This window comes from Phaeobacter sp. B1627 (assembly GCF_006265095.1).
In the GTDB taxonomy this organism is placed as follows: Bacteria; Pseudomonadota; Alphaproteobacteria; order Rhodobacterales; family Rhodobacteraceae; genus Epibacterium.
The window spans coordinates 25,495-40,579 of sequence record NZ_VCNK01000016.1 but is presented as its reverse complement, the minus strand read 5'-3'; the positions used below and the strand labels follow the sequence as shown (position 1 = coordinate 40,579).

General features: G+C 58.5%; 14 protein-coding genes, 1 tRNA gene and 2 pseudogenes. 15 read left to right on the top strand and 2 right to left on the bottom strand.

The features are described 5' to 3' along the window. Nucleotides 1–56 precede the first annotated feature (56 nt). The 11 genes from hisD (at nt 57) to FGE21_RS09180 (ending at nt 6,968) form a co-directional block, all read left to right on the top strand. On the top strand, nt 57–1,361 hold the full coding sequence (gene hisD / locus FGE21_RS09230) for a histidinol dehydrogenase (RefSeq protein WP_139663003.1): 1,305 nt from the start codon (nt 57–59) through the stop codon (nt 1,359–1,361). 324 nt (nt 1,362–1,685) lie between these two features. Continuing rightward, a complete protein-coding gene (locus FGE21_RS09225) occupies nt 1,686–2,165 on the top strand; it encodes a UPF0262 family protein (RefSeq protein ID WP_139663002.1) in 480 nt (159 codons plus the stop codon). 3 nt (nt 2,166–2,168) lie between these two features. Then, nucleotides 2,169–2,624, top strand: coding sequence for a low molecular weight phosphatase family protein (locus tag FGE21_RS09220; protein WP_139663001.1), 456 nt, complete (start codon nt 2,169–2,171; stop codon nt 2,622–2,624). Further along, nucleotides 2,625–3,020 carry a ketosteroid isomerase-related protein gene (locus FGE21_RS09215; RefSeq protein WP_139663000.1) on the top strand — a complete coding sequence of 132 codons (396 nt, stop codon included), beginning with the start codon at nt 2,625–2,627 and terminating at the stop codon, nt 3,018–3,020. Further along, complete coding sequence (locus FGE21_RS09210; protein WP_139662999.1) at nt 3,020–3,607, top strand: GNAT family N-acetyltransferase; 588 nt, start codon at nt 3,020–3,022, stop codon at nt 3,605–3,607. The genes FGE21_RS09215 and FGE21_RS09210 overlap by 1 nt, the downstream gene beginning before the upstream one ends. A gap of 108 nt (nt 3,608–3,715) precedes the next feature. After that, complete coding sequence (locus tag FGE21_RS09205; RefSeq protein ID WP_139662998.1) at nt 3,716–4,594, top strand: carbon-nitrogen hydrolase family protein; 879 nt, start codon at nt 3,716–3,718, stop codon at nt 4,592–4,594. Between the two features lie 82 nt (nt 4,595–4,676). Then, the gene (infA, locus tag FGE21_RS09200) at nt 4,677–4,895 is read left to right on the top strand and encodes a translation initiation factor IF-1 (RefSeq protein WP_005620785.1); all 219 of its coding nucleotides are present in this window, start codon (nt 4,677–4,679) and stop codon (nt 4,893–4,895) included. Between the two features lie 137 nt (nt 4,896–5,032). Continuing rightward, nucleotides 5,033–5,614, top strand: coding sequence for a nucleoside triphosphate pyrophosphatase (locus FGE21_RS09195; protein WP_139662997.1), 582 nt, complete (start codon nt 5,033–5,035; stop codon nt 5,612–5,614). Then, entirely contained in the window at nt 5,611–6,633 is a 1,023-nt protein-coding gene (locus FGE21_RS09190; protein WP_139662996.1) for a ribonuclease E/G, read from the top strand. Before FGE21_RS09195 ends, FGE21_RS09190 begins: the two co-directional genes overlap by 4 nt. After that, entirely contained in the window at nt 6,630–6,812 is a 183-nt protein-coding gene (locus FGE21_RS09185; RefSeq protein ID WP_139662995.1) for a DNA gyrase inhibitor YacG, read from the top strand. Before FGE21_RS09190 ends, FGE21_RS09185 begins: the two co-directional genes overlap by 4 nt. An 81-nt stretch (nt 6,813–6,893) precedes the next feature. Further along, nucleotides 6,894–6,968 (top strand) — tRNA-Phe (locus FGE21_RS09180). 280 nt (nt 6,969–7,248) lie between these two features. On the opposite strand, the pseudogene FGE21_RS09175 reads toward FGE21_RS09180, so the two are convergent. Together FGE21_RS09175 and FGE21_RS09170 are read right to left on the bottom strand one after the other, a co-directional pair. Then, nucleotides 7,249–8,464, bottom strand: a pseudogene (locus FGE21_RS09175) (IS66 family transposase); the annotation flags it as partial. After that, a pseudogene (locus tag FGE21_RS09170) lies at nt 8,437–9,438 on the bottom strand (IS5 family transposase); the annotation flags it as partial. The pseudogenes FGE21_RS09170 and FGE21_RS09175, both read right to left, overlap by 28 nt. 159 nt (nt 9,439–9,597) lie before the next feature. On the opposite strand from FGE21_RS09170, the gene FGE21_RS20375 reads away from it, so the two are divergent. From FGE21_RS20375 to FGE21_RS09155, 4 genes are all read left to right on the top strand, one after another. Continuing rightward, the gene (locus FGE21_RS20375) at nt 9,598–9,774 is read left to right on the top strand and encodes a hypothetical protein (RefSeq protein ID WP_255731466.1); all 177 of its coding nucleotides are present in this window, start codon (nt 9,598–9,600) and stop codon (nt 9,772–9,774) included. A 9-nt stretch (nt 9,775–9,783) separates the two neighbouring features. Continuing rightward, entirely contained in the window at nt 9,784–10,443 is a 660-nt protein-coding gene (locus FGE21_RS09165) for a tyrosine-type recombinase/integrase (protein ID WP_255731465.1), read from the top strand. Nucleotides 10,444–10,675: 232 nt separating this feature from the next. Next, on the top strand, nt 10,676–12,934 hold the full coding sequence (locus FGE21_RS09160; protein ID WP_139662994.1) for a hypothetical protein: 2,259 nt from the start codon (nt 10,676–10,678) through the stop codon (nt 12,932–12,934). Between the two features lie 296 nt (nt 12,935–13,230). Then, nucleotides 13,231–13,899, top strand: coding sequence for a DUF433 domain-containing protein (locus FGE21_RS09155; protein WP_176695401.1), 669 nt, complete (start codon nt 13,231–13,233; stop codon nt 13,897–13,899). The last annotated feature ends 1,186 nt before the right edge of the window (nt 13,900–15,085 follow it).

Genomic DNA, 15,085 nt, shown 5'->3' with positions numbered 1-15,085 from the left:
CCTTGAGACCAGCGGGACAGCGGTTTAAGCAGGGTCAAATTCTGAAGGAGGCCGCAATGCCCGTTTTCCTCGACACGACGGACAGTACGTTTGAACAGTCCTTTGTCACGCTTCTGAACGCCAAGCGCGAAGACAGCCCGGATGTGGACGCGACAGTGGCGGGGATCATCGCCGACGTGCGCTCCCGTGGGGATCAGGCCTTGCTGGAGCTGACGGCAAAATTCGATCGCCTGGCGCTGGACGATGCATCGCAATTGCGTATTTCCTCTGCCGAGATCGACGCCGCTATTGCCAATGTTCCCAAGGCGGAACACGCGGCGCTGGAGATGGCTGCCGCCCGCATCCGGGCGTATCACGCACAGCAGATGCCCGAAGATCGCTCCTGGACGGATGATGCAGGGGCAACGCTTGGCTGGCGCTGGTCGGCGGTTTCGGCTGCGGGCTTGTACGTGCCGGGCGGGCTGGCCAGCTATCCCTCCTCTGTTCTCATGAACGCTGTGCCCGCAAAGGTGGCCGGTGTCGCGCGCCTTGCGGTGACGGTCCCGACCCCGGACGGGCAGATCAACCCGCTGGTACTGCTGGCCGCGAGGCTGTCTGGCGTGGATGAAATCTACCGGGTCGGAGGGGCGCAGGCGATTGCGGCACTGGCATATGGAACCAATACCATTGCTCCGGTGGATAAGATCACAGGCCCCGGAAACGCATTTGTCGCGGCTGCCAAACGCCGGGTCTTTGGCAAGGTGGGCATCGATATGATCGCGGGCCCTTCCGAGATCCTCGTCATCGCCGACGAGGACAACAACCCGGATTGGATCGCATTGGACCTGCTGAGCCAGGCCGAACACGACGAAAGCGCGCAATCCCTTCTGATCACAGACAGTGCAGCCTTCGGCCGGGCTGTCGTCGCGGCTGTCGAGGCCCGTCTGGAAACGCTGGAGCGCAGCCCCATTGCCGGGGCGAGCTGGCGCGATTTTGGCGCCGTCATCGTGGTTCGGGACATGGAGGAAGCCGCGACCCTCTCCGACAGGATTGCGCCGGAGCATCTGGAGCTTTGCGTGGCTGATCCGGAGGCCCTGAGCAAACAGACCATTCATGCGGGCGCCATTTTTCTGGGACAGTATACGCCCGAGGCCATCGGCGACTATATTGGCGGGCCGAACCATGTGCTCCCCACGGCACGCTCCGCCCGGTTCTCCTCCGGCCTTTCGGTGATGGACTTCCTCAAGCGCACGACCCTTAGCCATATGACCCCCGAGGCGCTGCGGGCGGTGGGGCCTGCGGCGGCGACGCTTGCGTCGAGTGAAAGTCTGGAGGCCCATGGCCTGTCAATCCGCGCGCGGCTGGACGCGCTGAACCGTTGACCCTCACACGCAGGCGTGAAGCCACTTGAGGAAGCAATGCAAAAAATATCAAGGCTCAGCTTTGCGGGCTGCCCTCCGCAATGCTGAGCCTCTTGCAGGCCGGACCGTGTCTCTATCCGGCATATCTTGATCAGCGCATGCCCGTGGTTAACAAATCCTTGACGCCAGGGCGCGCAGCGGCGGCTTTCCAGACGTCCCTTCGGATTTGATGGCGCGCTGACGCAAAAGTTGCGCAGTGATTGCGTTGCGTCAGGATCCGGATCGATTGTGCGAACGGCAATGATCCGCTAGGTCAATAGATGAGATGGATTTGGGACCAGAGATATGAGCCGGATCAGCCACTTTGAACTTGATGACAGCAACCTGCCCGCTCCGACACCGGAGATCGAGCAGGAACGCAAGGTTGCCATCTTTGACCTGCTTGAGGAAAACAGCTTTATTCTGCCGCCGAAAGATGGCCTCGCGGCACCGGACGGCCCCTACCACGTCTCTCTCTCCATTCGCGATAAACGGCTGGTCTTTGATATCCAGACCGAAGAGGGCGAAAAAGCTGCGGAATTTCACCTGTCATTGATGCCGTTCCGGCAGGTGGTGAAAGACTATTATCAAATCTGCGAAAGCTACTTCAACGCGGTCAAGACCCTGCCCCCCAGTCAGATCGAAACCATCGATATGGCGCGGCGCGGCATCCACAACGAAGGCAGCCGCGTGCTGCAGGAACGTCTCGACGGCAAGGCGGAGCTGGACACCGACACCGCCCGCAGGCTTTTCACGCTGATTTGCGTTTTGCACTTCGGAGGCTGATGGGTGGAGGCTCTTCCGCAGTCCGTTCTGTTCTGCTGTGACCATAACGCGGTCCGATCTCCGATGGCCGAAGGGATCATGAAAAAACTCTATGGCACCGGCACCTATGTGCAGTCGGCCGGTGTCAAGAACGATATGGAAATCGATGGTTTCTGCATCACGGTCTGTCAGGAAATCGGGGTGGAGCTGTCACGTCACCGCTCGCGGTCCTTCGACGAGATGGAGGAATGGGGCGATGACATCTCCGCCTATGACCTCGTGATTGCGCTCTCTCCCGCCAGTCAGCGCCGCGCGCTGGAACTCACGCGGCTTTTTCACCTCGATGTCGATTATTGGCCGATTATGGACCCTACCGGGCTGGGCGAGACACGTGAGGCGAAGCTAGAAAGCTACAGACAGACCAGAGACCAGATCCTGGAGCGGCTGACGGCGCGCTGGGGCACCCCGATGGAGATTTGAATGAACGATACGATCGCCCGCTATTTCGCCGCCTTCAACGCCGATGACACCGACGGCATGATAGAGTGCCTCGCCGATGACGTGGCGCACCATGTGAATGAGGGCGAAATCCGCGTTGGCAAAGCGAAATTCGCGGAATTTTGCACCCATATGAGCCGATGCTACAAGGAAGAGCTGACGGATTTGGTCATCCTGACCAATGAAACCGCTGATCGCGCCGCAGCGGAATACACGGTAAATGGCACCTACCTTGAGACCGACGCGGGCCTGCCGGACGCAAGCGGTCAGACGTACAAGTTGCCGGCGGGTTCATTTTTCGATCTGCGGGACGGGCTCATCACCCGGGTCACCACCTATTACAACCTTGCGGATTGGATCAAACAGGTCTCTGCCTGATGTCGTTGCGCATCCATGCCCTGACAGGTGCCGCGCTGGAAGCCTCGTTGGATGAGGTCGCGCGCCTGCGCATTGAGGTCTTCCGGTTCTGGCCCTATCTCTACGATGGCGATCTCGCCTACGAACGACACTACCTGCAAAGCTATCGCACCAGCAAAGAGGCGATTGTGGTCGGTGCATTCGATGGGGAACAGCTGGTGGGCGCGGCAACGGGAACGCCTCTGGCCGATCACGCCGATGATTTCGCGCAGGCATTTGACGGGAGCGGACTGGATCTCAGCAGAATCTTTTACTGCGCCGAGTCGGTATTGCTGCCCGAGTATCGCGGCCAAGGAGCCGGGCACGCGTTCTTTGATGTGCGCGAAGCGCATGCCCGGCGGTCCGGATATGACAAAGCGGCGTTTTGCAGTGTGACCCGTCCGGACGATCATCCTCTCAAGCCAGCCGATTATTCTCCGCTTGATCCCTTTTGGCGCAAACGTGGCTACGCCCCATTGATCAATGTTGAGGCAGAGTTTTCGTGGAAAGATATCGATCAAGACCAACAATCGCGAAAATCCCTTCAGTTCTGGATAAGGGACCTCTGACGATCCAAAGAATACCTGCCCCCACCTCTGGGGCCTCGAAAATAACGTTATTCTGCAAAATAGATGCGCCAACCTTCCTACGGCCATCGCGCACCGGAGAAGTATGACATGAAGATCGCAACCGCCGCCTACCCGCTCGACTGGCTCGACAGCTGGTCGCAATACGAAGACAAACTCTCGGACTGGGTGTCGACAGCAGCGCGGAACAAGGCAGACCTGTTGGTTTTTCCCGAGTACGGCGCCATGGAGCTCTCGACGCTGGACGGAGCGGCGATCGCCGGGAACCTCGAAGCATCCATTCAGTCGGTCTCCGAAAAGATGGAAGCCGTCGCCGAATTGCACCTGAAGCTCGCGGCCGAGTACAAGCTGCATATCCTTGGCGCCTCCGCTCCGGTCCACGCCGGTTTTTCACGGCCGGTGAACCGCGCGGAACTCTACACACCAACCGGGGCGCGCGGCCATCAGGACAAGCAAATCATGACCATGTTCGAACGGGACCCTTGGGACGTGGTGACGGGCGGGCCGCTGAAGGTCTTTGAAACTGCCATCGGAAAGATCGCGGTTTTGATCTGCTACGACAGCGAATATCCCTTGCTGGCGCGTGCGGTGTCGGAGGCGGACTTTATTCTTGTCCCCTCCTGTACTGAGGCGCTGGCCGGATATTGGCGGGTGCGCATCGGCTCCATGGCGCGCGCGTTGGAGCAGCAATGCGTGACCGCCATGTCCTCAACCGTCGGGGCCGCCCGTTGGTCTGAGGCGGTGGAGGAAAACGTTGGGATGGGCGGGATTTTCGGCCCCCCCGACACGGGCTTTCCGGCGACGGGTGTTTTTGCCGAAGGGAGCCTGAATCAGCCCGGTTGGACCTATGCGGAAGTTGACCGTGAGATGATCGCGAAAGTCCGTAAAGAGGGGGTTGTGCGCAACAGAACCCACTGGAAAGATCAGGAATCGCGCATAGAACCTGTCGTTAACCAAGAGTTGGTATAAAAGCGCCCTTGAAAATCAGGGCAAATGCGCTCATTTAAGCGCACATCCCGGTTTATCCGGGCAACACAGATATGGAGACAACATGGCCAAGGAAGATACGCTCGAATTTCCCGGTGTCGTGAAGGAACTCCTGCCAAACGCGACGTTTCGGGTCGAGCTGGAAAACGGCCATGAAATCATCGCGCATACGGCAGGCAAGATGCGAAAGAATCGCATCCGTGTTCTGGCAGGCGACCGGGTTCAGGTAGAAATGACCCCTTATGACCTTACCAAGGGTCGGATCAACTACCGCTTCAAGTAAGCACCCCTCAAGACGGTAAAGAGCCCGGCCCAATTGAGCCGGGCTTTTGCTATCGGGCTTCGCCGTTCCTGGCTCTGGGCTTTTCTGCCGATCTCGACAGGGCTATGACGAAGCAATCAAACAACAGGAGTTAAGGCATGGCCTTCATTCTCGGCTCGGGTAGCCCCAGGCGTCTGGAGCTGTTGGCTCAATTGGGGATCGTGCCGGATGAAATCCGCCCCCCGGATATTGATGAGAGCCCCGAAAAAGGCGAACTACCGCGTCCCTATTGCACGCGGGTCACCCGTGGCAAAGTCATGGCTGTCGCGGCCGATCCGCAGGATCTTGTGCTCTGTGCTGATACGACGGTTGCCCTGGGGCGTCGCATCATGGGCAAACCCCGTGACGCTGGCGAAGCCGCAGAGTTTCTGCTTGCCCTGTCGGGGCGACGCCATCGCGTCATTACGGCAGTCGCGCTCCGCCGGGGTGATCAGCTCTGGGAGCGGGATGTTGTCAGCATGGTCAAGATGAAACGTCTGTCGGATCAGGAGCTGAACCACTACCTCGCGACCGACGACTGGATTGGCAAGGCAGGTGGCTACGCGATCCAAGGGCCCGCCGGGGCCCTCATACCCTGGATCAGCGGCTCCTTTACTGGCATCGTCGGCTTGCCACTGGCGGAAACTGCATCCCTGCTGCAGGCCGCAGGATACCCTCTTTACAAGGATATGGCCCAATGAAAGGCACACAGATCCTGCTGGATCATATCGACGGACGCGAGGCTGCTGCGCTCATGGTTGACGGCCTGCTTGAGGATATTCTCGTTGCGGGCGACGCGCCAACACCGGGAACCATCTACCGGGCCCGCGCGGACCGCGCGATCAAGGGGCAAGGGGGAATGTTCCTCACGACGCCGGATGGCCCGGCCTTCCTGCGACAGGTCAAGGGATTGGCTCCGGGGCAATTGATGCTGGTTCAGGTGACCGGCTACGCCGAGCCGGGCAAAGCGGTGCCCGTGACGCAGAAGCTGTTGTTCAAGAGCCGCTACGCCATCGTGACCCCCGACGCCCCCGGGCTCAATATTTCCCGCTCCATTCGGGACGAAGATGAACGGGATCGCCTGATGGAGATCGCCCACGAAGAGATGGGCGATGCGAGCTATGGCCTTATCCTGCGCTCTGCTTGCGCCGGGGCGGATCCGGAGGCGATTGCCGACGATATTACCGCCATGGTCACGGCCGCGCGGCAGGTTCTGGACGACATCGGCACTGAGGTTGAAACCCTGCACGAAGGCGAGGCTCCGCATCTTTTGGCATGGCGGGAATGGGCCGACCCGGCCCAGATCGACCAGACCGCTGGCAGTTTTGAGCGCGGCGGCGTCCTCGAAGCGTTGGATAGCATTCGCAACGGGCGGGTGGCGCTGGGCGCCGGCTCCTATCTCTATATAGAGCCGACCCGCGCTCTGATCGCTGTCGACGTGAACACGGGCAGCGACACGTCTCTGGCGGCAGGTGTGAAGGCCAATATGGCCTGCGCGCGCGCCCTCCCCCGCGCCCTGCGCTGCCTGGGTCTCGGAGGGCAGATCGTCATCGACGCAGCCCCGATGCCCAAGAAAGATCGCCGCCCCTTTGAGAGCGCGCTCCGGGCCGCATTCAAGTCCGATCCGGAAGAGACTATTCTCGTCGGCTGGACGACGTTGGGCCATTTCGAATTACAGCGCAAACGCAGCCGACTTCCATTGGCGGAGATACTCACATGACCTGCCCCATCTGCGGAGAAGAGACTTTGCACGCCTTTCGGCCGTTTTGCTCCAAGCGCTGCGCTGATCTTGATCTGTCCCAATGGTTGAGCGGCGGCTATGCCCTGCCGAGCGAAGATCAGGAAGACCTTGAAATCGCTTTAGAAGACGCCGAAAAACGCAAACCCACAGAACATTGACGCATTTCTTGCAAAAAGCCTCTGGACACTGCTTCGCACAGCGCCTAGAAGGCCTCCACCCAAGGCGATAAGCCTTCCGGTGCCCGGGTAGCTCAGGGGTAGAGCAGTGGATTGAAAATCCTCGTGTCGGTGGTTCGATTCCGCCCCCGGGCACCATTTATCCGAAGCGGATATACTCAATTTCCCTTAAAAACATGAGTATAGAAGGGTTTTCGGTGTGGGTGGGCTCAGAATTGCTACAGCATTTGCTACGGAAATTGCTACAGTGAATGAGTTCTGCAGCTTTGAACCTTTCAGTGTAGCCTGCGGAATAAAGGTAACATTTCTCTTGGATGTTTTATTCATCTGGGAAGGGCCATGGATCCAACTCCGTGGCTCGCAATAACCATAGGACACCCATGTCGTCCGTAAGCGCTGTCTGGGCAGCGCGTGGCTTTCAGCTTGACGGCTTGAAGTTCCAGGGGAGCAGGTCGTCGATGCGGTTGGTTGGATGACCTGCCGCTATCGCTTCGAGTGTAGATTTCAGGTAGGCAAAGGGCTCCACGCCGTTGATCTTGCATGTCTCGATCAGCGAGGCGATGCGGCCCCACGCGCCACCACCTTCGTCATGACCGGCGAACAATGCGTTTTTGCGATTAAGGGCAATCGGGCGCACGAGGTTCTCGACGCTGTTTGAGTCGATCTCGACGCGTCCGTCGGTCAGGAAGGTTTGCAGGCCGTCCCAGTGGCGGTGGATGTAGGCCAGTTTCTCACCGAGGCGTGACTTGGCTGAGATGCGCAGGCATTGCGCCTGAAGCCAATCACCGAAGGCGGCGACCAGAGGAGCGGATCGGGCTTGGCGGGCTGGCAGGCGTTGGCCGGGGGATGTGCCGCGGATCTCTTTCTCGATGGCGTAGATTCCGGCGATCCGGCGCAGGCCCTCGGCAGCGATCTCGGACCCGTCGCGATCAAAGACTTCCTTCAGTTTGCGGCGGGCGTGGGCCCAGCAATACGCTACGGTGATGGGGGCACCTCCCTTGCGGGATGGTTTTGTCAGCCGGTTATAACCGGTGTAGCCGTCGATCTGCAGCGTCCCGTTGAAACCGGTCAGAAACGTTTCGGCATGTGCGCCATGTCGCCCCGGCGCATAGAAATAGACCACGCCGGGCGGGTCATCGCCGCCCCAACTCCTGTCGTCGCGCGCCAAGGCCCAGAGATAGCCGGTTTTTGTGCGTCCCTGGCCCGGGTCCAGCACCGGTCATCCATGAAGAGCTTCGTGGACGATCTCAGGTGCTCAGCCAGTCTGTCCACGACAGGCCCAAGATGGAAGCTTGCCACACCCGTCCAATCCGCCAGCGTTGACCGGTGGATGTCGAGGCCGGACCGGGCCAGGATTTGCGACTGCCGGTATAACGGAAGATGGTCCGCATACTTGCTGACCCGTTGACCGGCAGGCGATGCTTTGCATCGCCGAGAGGGGGCACATGGGCGATGGCCCCTTCGGTCGGCAACCCGCCCTCGATCAGCCAGGGCGGCGTCGGGGCTTGCGTGACCCCGTCGGTGCATGTGCGGCAGGCGTATTTGGGTCGCACTGTCACCATCACCCGCAACTGCGCAGGCACGATATCCAGCCGCTCGTTAGCGCGGGCATTTGGCCGGTGAGGATTTCCACCTGTTCCAGCGCCTCGGCCAAGGTATGGCCGTCGTAAGGGTTGCCCGGCAGAGCCCGCATGCCGACAACGAAGCCTTCGTCGATGGTTGTAGCGAGGCTGACCTTGGTGCCGAACTCGTAGCGCTTGCGGGCCTTGCCCTTGGAGATGCAGTCGACCTCGGGTTCATGCAAAGCGTAGATCTTGCCGCTGCTCTTCGGGGCCTGATGCAGCATGCGCCCGACCAGCACGAGCCGGTCCAGCGCGCGCTCGCGGAAAGAACCGTCGGGGATCTCATCCAGGTGACGGCGGATGTCGCGCAGGACGCGGCCGGTATAGCCCTTCAGTTTTTTCAATGCCTTGCGCATGCGCTTGAATTGTCTGGCGTGAATTTAGCGACCGGCCTGTAGCGCCAGGCGCGGTGCCAGACGGTTGTAGTTCTGGCGCAGCGTGATCCCAGCCTCAATCGCGAGGGCGACAAGCTGACGACGGGCCTTCTCGTACAGGCGCGCGTCGGTCGGGTGGGCGATGTTCTTCTCCATCACCGTCGTGTCCACCGCGACGCGCGACAGGCTGCCGTCATCAATGGCACCGGAGGTGCGCCCAGCCTCGATAGTCTTGGTGAGCAGCCACTCGGCCCCTTCCTCTCCGATCCGCTTGCGCCAGCGGGTCAGCGAGGAGGGATCGATCGGCGGGCGGTGCTGAAAGAACACCTCACCTGTGAAATGCTGGTAGTACGGATTCTCAACCCAACGGGCGACCACAGCCTCGTCGGACAGCCGGCAAGCGTGCTGGAGATACAGCAGCCCCGCGACGAGGCGCGGCGATGTGGCTGGCCGCCCTGTCGTGGAAGGAAAGAAACCGGCCCATTCCGTCTCGAAGAACTCCCAGTCGATTAGCTTTTCCAGCTTCGCCAATTCGTGGCGTAGATCAATCATGTCGGTCAGGCGGGGACGCAGGAGATCATCCTGCTCTTCAGCGCGGGGATGAGGCTTCATCACAGCTCCGGAATTTGCAAGGTTTCAGGACCCGGTATACGAAATCCTGCAATTTCCCGCTACTGTTTCGGCGCGATCAGGCCGCAAATTCAGACGCTTGGGAGTTGTTCAGGCTGAACGATCGAGAGTGGGACGAGTATCTGCACGCGCAACCAGACGATGACCGGGGTGAAGTTTCTGCTCCGCGTGACGCTCCGGCGGCATGATCTTGTGGCGGAGGTTTTCAGCCTCAAGGAGCCCGTCAAGGTGCCGCTGGTTCTGAGCCGCGACGAGGCAAAGCGCCTCCTGCTCATGGCGCCGAGCCTGAAGGCGCGCGTGATGCTGTCGCTCGCCTAAGGGTGCGGCATGCGTGCCAGTGAGGTCGTCCGGCTGAAGGTCGGCGACATCGACGGGGAACAAAACATCATCCGCATCGTGCAGGCGAAGGGTCGCAAGGATCGCAATGTGATGCTGCCCACCAATATTCTGGGACTGTTGCGGGAGTGGTGGAAAGAACGTCCTGTTAGTCAGGATGCAGGCGTGGCGGGGCCTGAGCGGGTCATTTTCCCCGGCTATTGCGGCAGGCACCTGTCTCCCCGTCAGATCTCGCGGCTGTTCAAGCAGGCGGCGCGGGCGGCAGGCATCATCAAGCCGGTCACGCTGCACACGTTGCGCCATTCGTTTGCGACGCATCTTCTGGAACGTGGCGTGGACATCCGGGTCATACAGGCGCTGCTCGGGCATACCAAACTGACCACGACGGCGCGGCATGCCAGCGTCGCCACAGGCATGATCTCGGCGGTGGTAAGCCCGCTTGACGATCTGACCGCGGCGAAGCGCAGGAAGGGAAGATCAATCTTGTCTCATGCCGTTCCTGTTGTTCCTGATCCACGTCGTAGCGTAGGCGACAGTCTGTTGTTCGACAGCAATTTTCGAGGAAAGTTCTTCGCCACCGCGATCAATGGCCAACATTCGCGGCATCGAGGGTTCAAGCGTCTATGCGGCGTCGCTGGTACGGGCTCTTGAACCAGTCCTGCCGCGACCGTCAAATCAGAAAGGCAAACATCATGTATCGCAGAAGTCAGTTCACCGCCGTGCTCCCAAGCAACCCGAATTTAGGTAACAAAATACACCCCATAGATTTGACGGCAGCTCCCCCGAACTGCGATGCCGCTTCGCGTCAAGCTGCAGGCGAATATGGTTTTTGTGCTTTCGTAAACGATCACATTTCCCTCGCATGACACATACAGTTACTTCTATGAGCCTTGCTGATCTGCAGCTCCGGATAAAAACAGGCAGCGTGCCTTCGCCCCGCAGCTCCTCGATACTTGCCTTTCTCGACCTGTCCCACGCAGCCTTGGGGACCGAGACTTTCCACGACCCGAGTGTTCTTGAGTCCGAGCAAACGTTCTCGGTCGCGTTTCCCTTCGAACCCGAGGAAGCTCTCGCAACGGCATTTGGCGATCCTGCCATCTACGGACGCTGTCGCAATAGCATTCGGAGGCACACACTGCTTGCAGGAGCTTGGCCCGATGATCCTTACCCCCTGCTGAACCAACTTTCCCGGGACCGTAAGCTGCCAAAAATAAACAGGACGTTGCTCCAAGAGGTTTTGCCAGGCGTGGCGCTACGCGACTTGACGCGGGAGATGGCATTGGAGGCTGATCGCGATCTCCGCGGGACAAAGAGGAGCGCCTTCCGTAATTCCCTCGCGACGATGGATGGGCTCCGGGATGACCCGCGCATTGTGTCGGCGGCGTTTCTTAGTCAGGAAAAAATTGGCCCGATGCCTGCCTATCGTGACGGTGACAAGCTGCGGGTGGAATTGCCCGCATGTTTTGCAGAAGTACTCGGGCGGCTTCCCGTAGGTCATGCCCGACACGCCCGGCGCGCCTTTGAACTTGCCGTGGATTTCGGATTGTTTAGCGAAGAAGGTCCTTGCCCCGGTTGGTCGGTGACCATCATGGACGCAACGCAATATCATGTAACGGCAGGCGAACATGCCTCTGCATCCACTGCGGATTTATATCTGCGATCTCTGCTTTCTCTTTTGCGCCATGCGGACCCCGCGTTTGTTCCCGATGACGTCACCGCTGACCGGATAAGACGCCCCAAGCGCTACGAAACACCCGCCGCCCCTAAGACAAGAAAGACAGACAAACAGCCGGACCCTCTGCCAGATCAACTGGAGAACGAAGTTCTCACCTATGCCATAGAACGCTCCAAAGATCGTAAGCAAATTGAAAACGTCCGGCGAGTGCTACGCCACCTGATCAAAGGCGGCATTGCCTTGAACAACCGGATCGCACTCGATGATGCGATGAGCATAGTCCGCAAGCAGTGCCCACATATCCTCGACAGCACTTTGGGAAACTACGGGTCAGTTTTGAGGTGTTTCCTGCGTCACACCGACCGGTTGCCGCCATGGGACATGCTTCTTTCGAGAGCCAAGGATATGGGTATACGGGGTGAGAACATGAAAGACTTGTCCTGTCTGGCGAAGCTGGCGGAGAGAGCCGAACCCGTCATCCAACCTGAAGACATCGACGTCAAAGCTGCACGACGCTTGGTATTGCAAGCCAGACAGGATGGTACGGCCACGAAAACTATCGCGGGACTGCGTTCGCTGGACGGATTGCGGGACACCATACCAGGCCTTCTCCCCGATGCGGTAACCGACATTGTGAGGACGGAGGGCGAACTACCTGATTGCATTGTGTCGAATTTGACGGCCCACGCAAAAGCAACAGGATACAGCGCGCACGGTGTCAGGACGAGGATTGTCGCAGTACGTGCCCTATATCGTCTTGCCCCTGACAAGTCCCTATTCACGGGGGACATTGAAAGTATCCGCTGGCAAGAGCTTGTCGAAAGCACGCTTGCCGTCCATCCGAAAGAAATGGCGGTCTACCAGCCTGAACTGCTGCGCTTGGCCGACCAGATCGGAAAACCGTGGCCGCTCGGCTGGAAGACCCTTCAGTCGAAGATTGTCAAAGCCGGAATTCCGAGGGCCGATAACCCGGTTGATGTCCTGATGGAGGTCGCGATGACAAACGATCTGCAACCATGGCAACTTGATCGTGAATGGGCCTGGGTTCATGAGCGGTCGTTGCGTCCGGATCTACGCCGAAAATGGACCCGTGCCGTCGCAAATTTCGATGCCCTGCGCGCCCTCCCTGAAATAGAGGAAGCCGGGCTCCTGCCAGCTCTGCCTCTCGGCCCAATGCCCCGGGTTGGAACGCGTCTGAAGAATGCGCACTTTCCCCTGCCACGCAGTTTCGAGAGTGCCCTTGAAGGGGAGAACAAGCAGGTTTTGGAATCCGCGCATTTCCTGTGGCGCTGCCTGAGGGCATTCGGGGATTATGCTCGCGGTGACGATCCCCTGATCGCGATGCTGGTGGCCGAAGAAACCCTTGAGCGGACTATGCAGCAGCAAACATTCATGTTGGCTCAGTCGGCCCAAGCACACGTCGCCCGTATACGCGATTGGCGTGAAAGCCGCGTTGTGACCATATAGGGTTCCACAAGCTTGTCGGGGTGGCTGCAGCGAAATGCATGAAGAAAGCAATCACCGATAATCTCTGACAAAAGCATACATGCCACCGTCGAGACGTCAGCATCGACAATTCCCAACGGGGCTTGCAAAGGTTTGCGCCATTCATTGCCACCCCGGGGGCAAACATATTTACTTACGGCTTTGTAGCGGTTCCTTAGCTCTCTCACGCCCCTTGGTCACCCTCAACCCGGTGCATCCCAATTGCTGACCAACCACTTGAAATGTACATTTATTGCACCGGCTCGGAAGGCTACATCATGTCGTCGGATTATCTAACTTTCTCTGACCTGCCCAAATCTATCCTCCGCCCGCTTGGGGTCGATGAGTTCGCGGCAATCATCGGGGTATCACGCAGAACCATGATCCGGCTGGTCAAAAATGGCACCCTGCCAAAGTCGCCGTTTCACCGGTCCCGGAGCACCTCAACACCAGATGCGTGGCCCATGATGAAGCCTGCAGCATGTCCAATGGCGTATTTCGACGTGACCACCGGTCCGCTTCTGAGCAGCCAGATGCGGCGTCGGATGATCCAACAAATCGGCAGGATTTTGCAAGGGAGAGCGCCTAACGAGATCTTCGAGATCGAAGCGTTGCGCATTGACCTTCCGTTGTCGATCTCACAAGCCGTATCCAGGATGGCCGCCCTGGCCGCCGCTGAGGCTGAGGTGATCTCTGATCCAGGAATTCGTGGCGGCTTACCAGTGATACGGGGAACCAGAATTGGGGTTTATGAAATAGCCGACCTCTCGAAAGGTGAACCTGACGAGTATATCCTTGAGCAATTCCCCAGCCTGACGCGCACCCGTCTTGAGCACGCAAGGCTCTATGCAAAAGCCCATCCACTTCCCCGCCGCGTGGGAGGATCTGATCGGCCGCGCCCGCCAGGCATCAGAACGCACGTGATCACGACAAAACTATTGTCCTGATCGGGATCATACCGCTCCGCCCTACGCACAGACCTTTGGTGAACGGCTTGAAGCGCAACCGCGTTCTTCACGGGTATATTGTGGGCAATGATATCAGTTGCCGCTTCACAGACGGATTTGAAGTCGGTGCGTCCCGACCGCTGCAGAACGGCTTCAGGGCACAACACTCACGACGCAATGGTGAGGCCCGGAGCCGGTGGTCATGCGCAATAAGGTCACTTGCTCCGATATCGGCAAGTCCGCGATTTCTTTTGATTTTTCTCGATTTGTCATTTTCGTCTCACCAATTTTTCTGGATGAGGTAATTGGCTCTGCCCGCTACCTTACAAAGTAGGTAGGTTCGAAATACAGCGCGCCGAAATGCTTGAGTTAAAAAGAGTCTTGCTAAAAAGCATATAAGTCAAAAAATTCTGGATTAGGTCCGCAAATCTTATTGGCTATCCTTGCAATCCGACAGAATTGATCTTCCTCCTCTAAATCCTGAAGAATGCCCTTTGCGTCGTATCAAATCCGTCTTCACTCTCGCGATGGATTCAACCGGATAATCGGCGGGGAGTTTTTGCGTCTCTACGGGGAATTTTTGCGTCGCACCGGGGAGTTTTTGCGTCGCTGTGGGGAGTTTTTGCGTCGCAAGAGGGAATTTCTGCGTCGCGCCCCCTGTAAGGCTTTGATCTCAAATACCTATTCAGCCCCCGAATCAAGAAGAATCATGAATCAATTGTAAAGAGACGGCAGAATAAAAATTGCGCTGGCCATTTTGGCTTTTCGGAAAAGAACTTCATATACTTTTTGTGTTCAGCAGATGCATCCGCCAGGCGGGGCTCTGGGTTAAAGCATTGCGGCGCGCATCAGTGTGACAACTCGGGATCTTGCTTGAAAACACAAACGTCGCTTTTGCGACCATGCGAGTGCTTTTTCCCTTCCGGGGCGAAGCAAACTTGGGGCCTTGAGTCCCAAAACGTGGCGAAGTCGAACCGGCCGGAGGCTTTGGGGAAACAAGCGTTCAGGGTGCGCACTGAATGCAGGTTTCCCCTGCCACACCTATAAATTCACAAGGCTGTTTCACCATGACTGATTTCCTTGAAGGTCAGGAGCATACAACAACAAAGACGCTGAAATAGATCGGACGTTAGACTGCCACCAGCAGACTTAGGTGACTTTCTACTCAGTTACAGACAAATCTGAA

Bases quoted from the DNA above. Each gene is read 5' to 3' on its own strand.
- FGE21_RS09185 (WP_139662995.1), top strand. From the start codon at position 6,630: ATGACCTGCCCCATCTGCGGAGAAGAGACTTTGCACGCCTTTCGGCCG.
- FGE21_RS09155 (WP_176695401.1), top strand. From the start codon at position 13,231: ATGTCGTCGGATTATCTAACTTTCTCTGACCTGCCCAAATCTATCCTC.
- FGE21_RS09210 (WP_139662999.1), top strand. From the start codon at position 3,020: ATGTCGTTGCGCATCCATGCCCTGACAGGTGCCGCGCTGGAAGCCTCG.
- FGE21_RS09215 (WP_139663000.1), top strand. From the start codon at position 2,625: ATGAACGATACGATCGCCCGCTATTTCGCCGCCTTCAACGCCGATGAC.
- FGE21_RS09225 (WP_139663002.1), top strand. From the start codon at position 1,686: ATGAGCCGGATCAGCCACTTTGAACTTGATGACAGCAACCTGCCCGCT.
- infA (WP_005620785.1), top strand. From the start codon at position 4,677: ATGGCCAAGGAAGATACGCTCGAATTTCCCGGTGTCGTGAAGGAACTC.
- hisD (WP_139663003.1), top strand. From the start codon at position 57: ATGCCCGTTTTCCTCGACACGACGGACAGTACGTTTGAACAGTCCTTT.
- FGE21_RS09205 (WP_139662998.1), top strand. From the start codon at position 3,716: ATGAAGATCGCAACCGCCGCCTACCCGCTCGACTGGCTCGACAGCTGG.
- FGE21_RS09160 (WP_139662994.1), top strand. From the start codon at position 10,676: ATGAGCCTTGCTGATCTGCAGCTCCGGATAAAAACAGGCAGCGTGCCT.
- FGE21_RS09195 (WP_139662997.1), top strand. From the start codon at position 5,033: ATGGCCTTCATTCTCGGCTCGGGTAGCCCCAGGCGTCTGGAGCTGTTG.
- FGE21_RS09165 (WP_255731465.1), top strand. From the start codon at position 9,784: ATGCGTGCCAGTGAGGTCGTCCGGCTGAAGGTCGGCGACATCGACGGG.
- FGE21_RS20375 (WP_255731466.1), top strand. From the start codon at position 9,598: ATGACCGGGGTGAAGTTTCTGCTCCGCGTGACGCTCCGGCGGCATGAT.
- FGE21_RS09190 (WP_139662996.1), top strand. From the start codon at position 5,611: ATGAAAGGCACACAGATCCTGCTGGATCATATCGACGGACGCGAGGCT.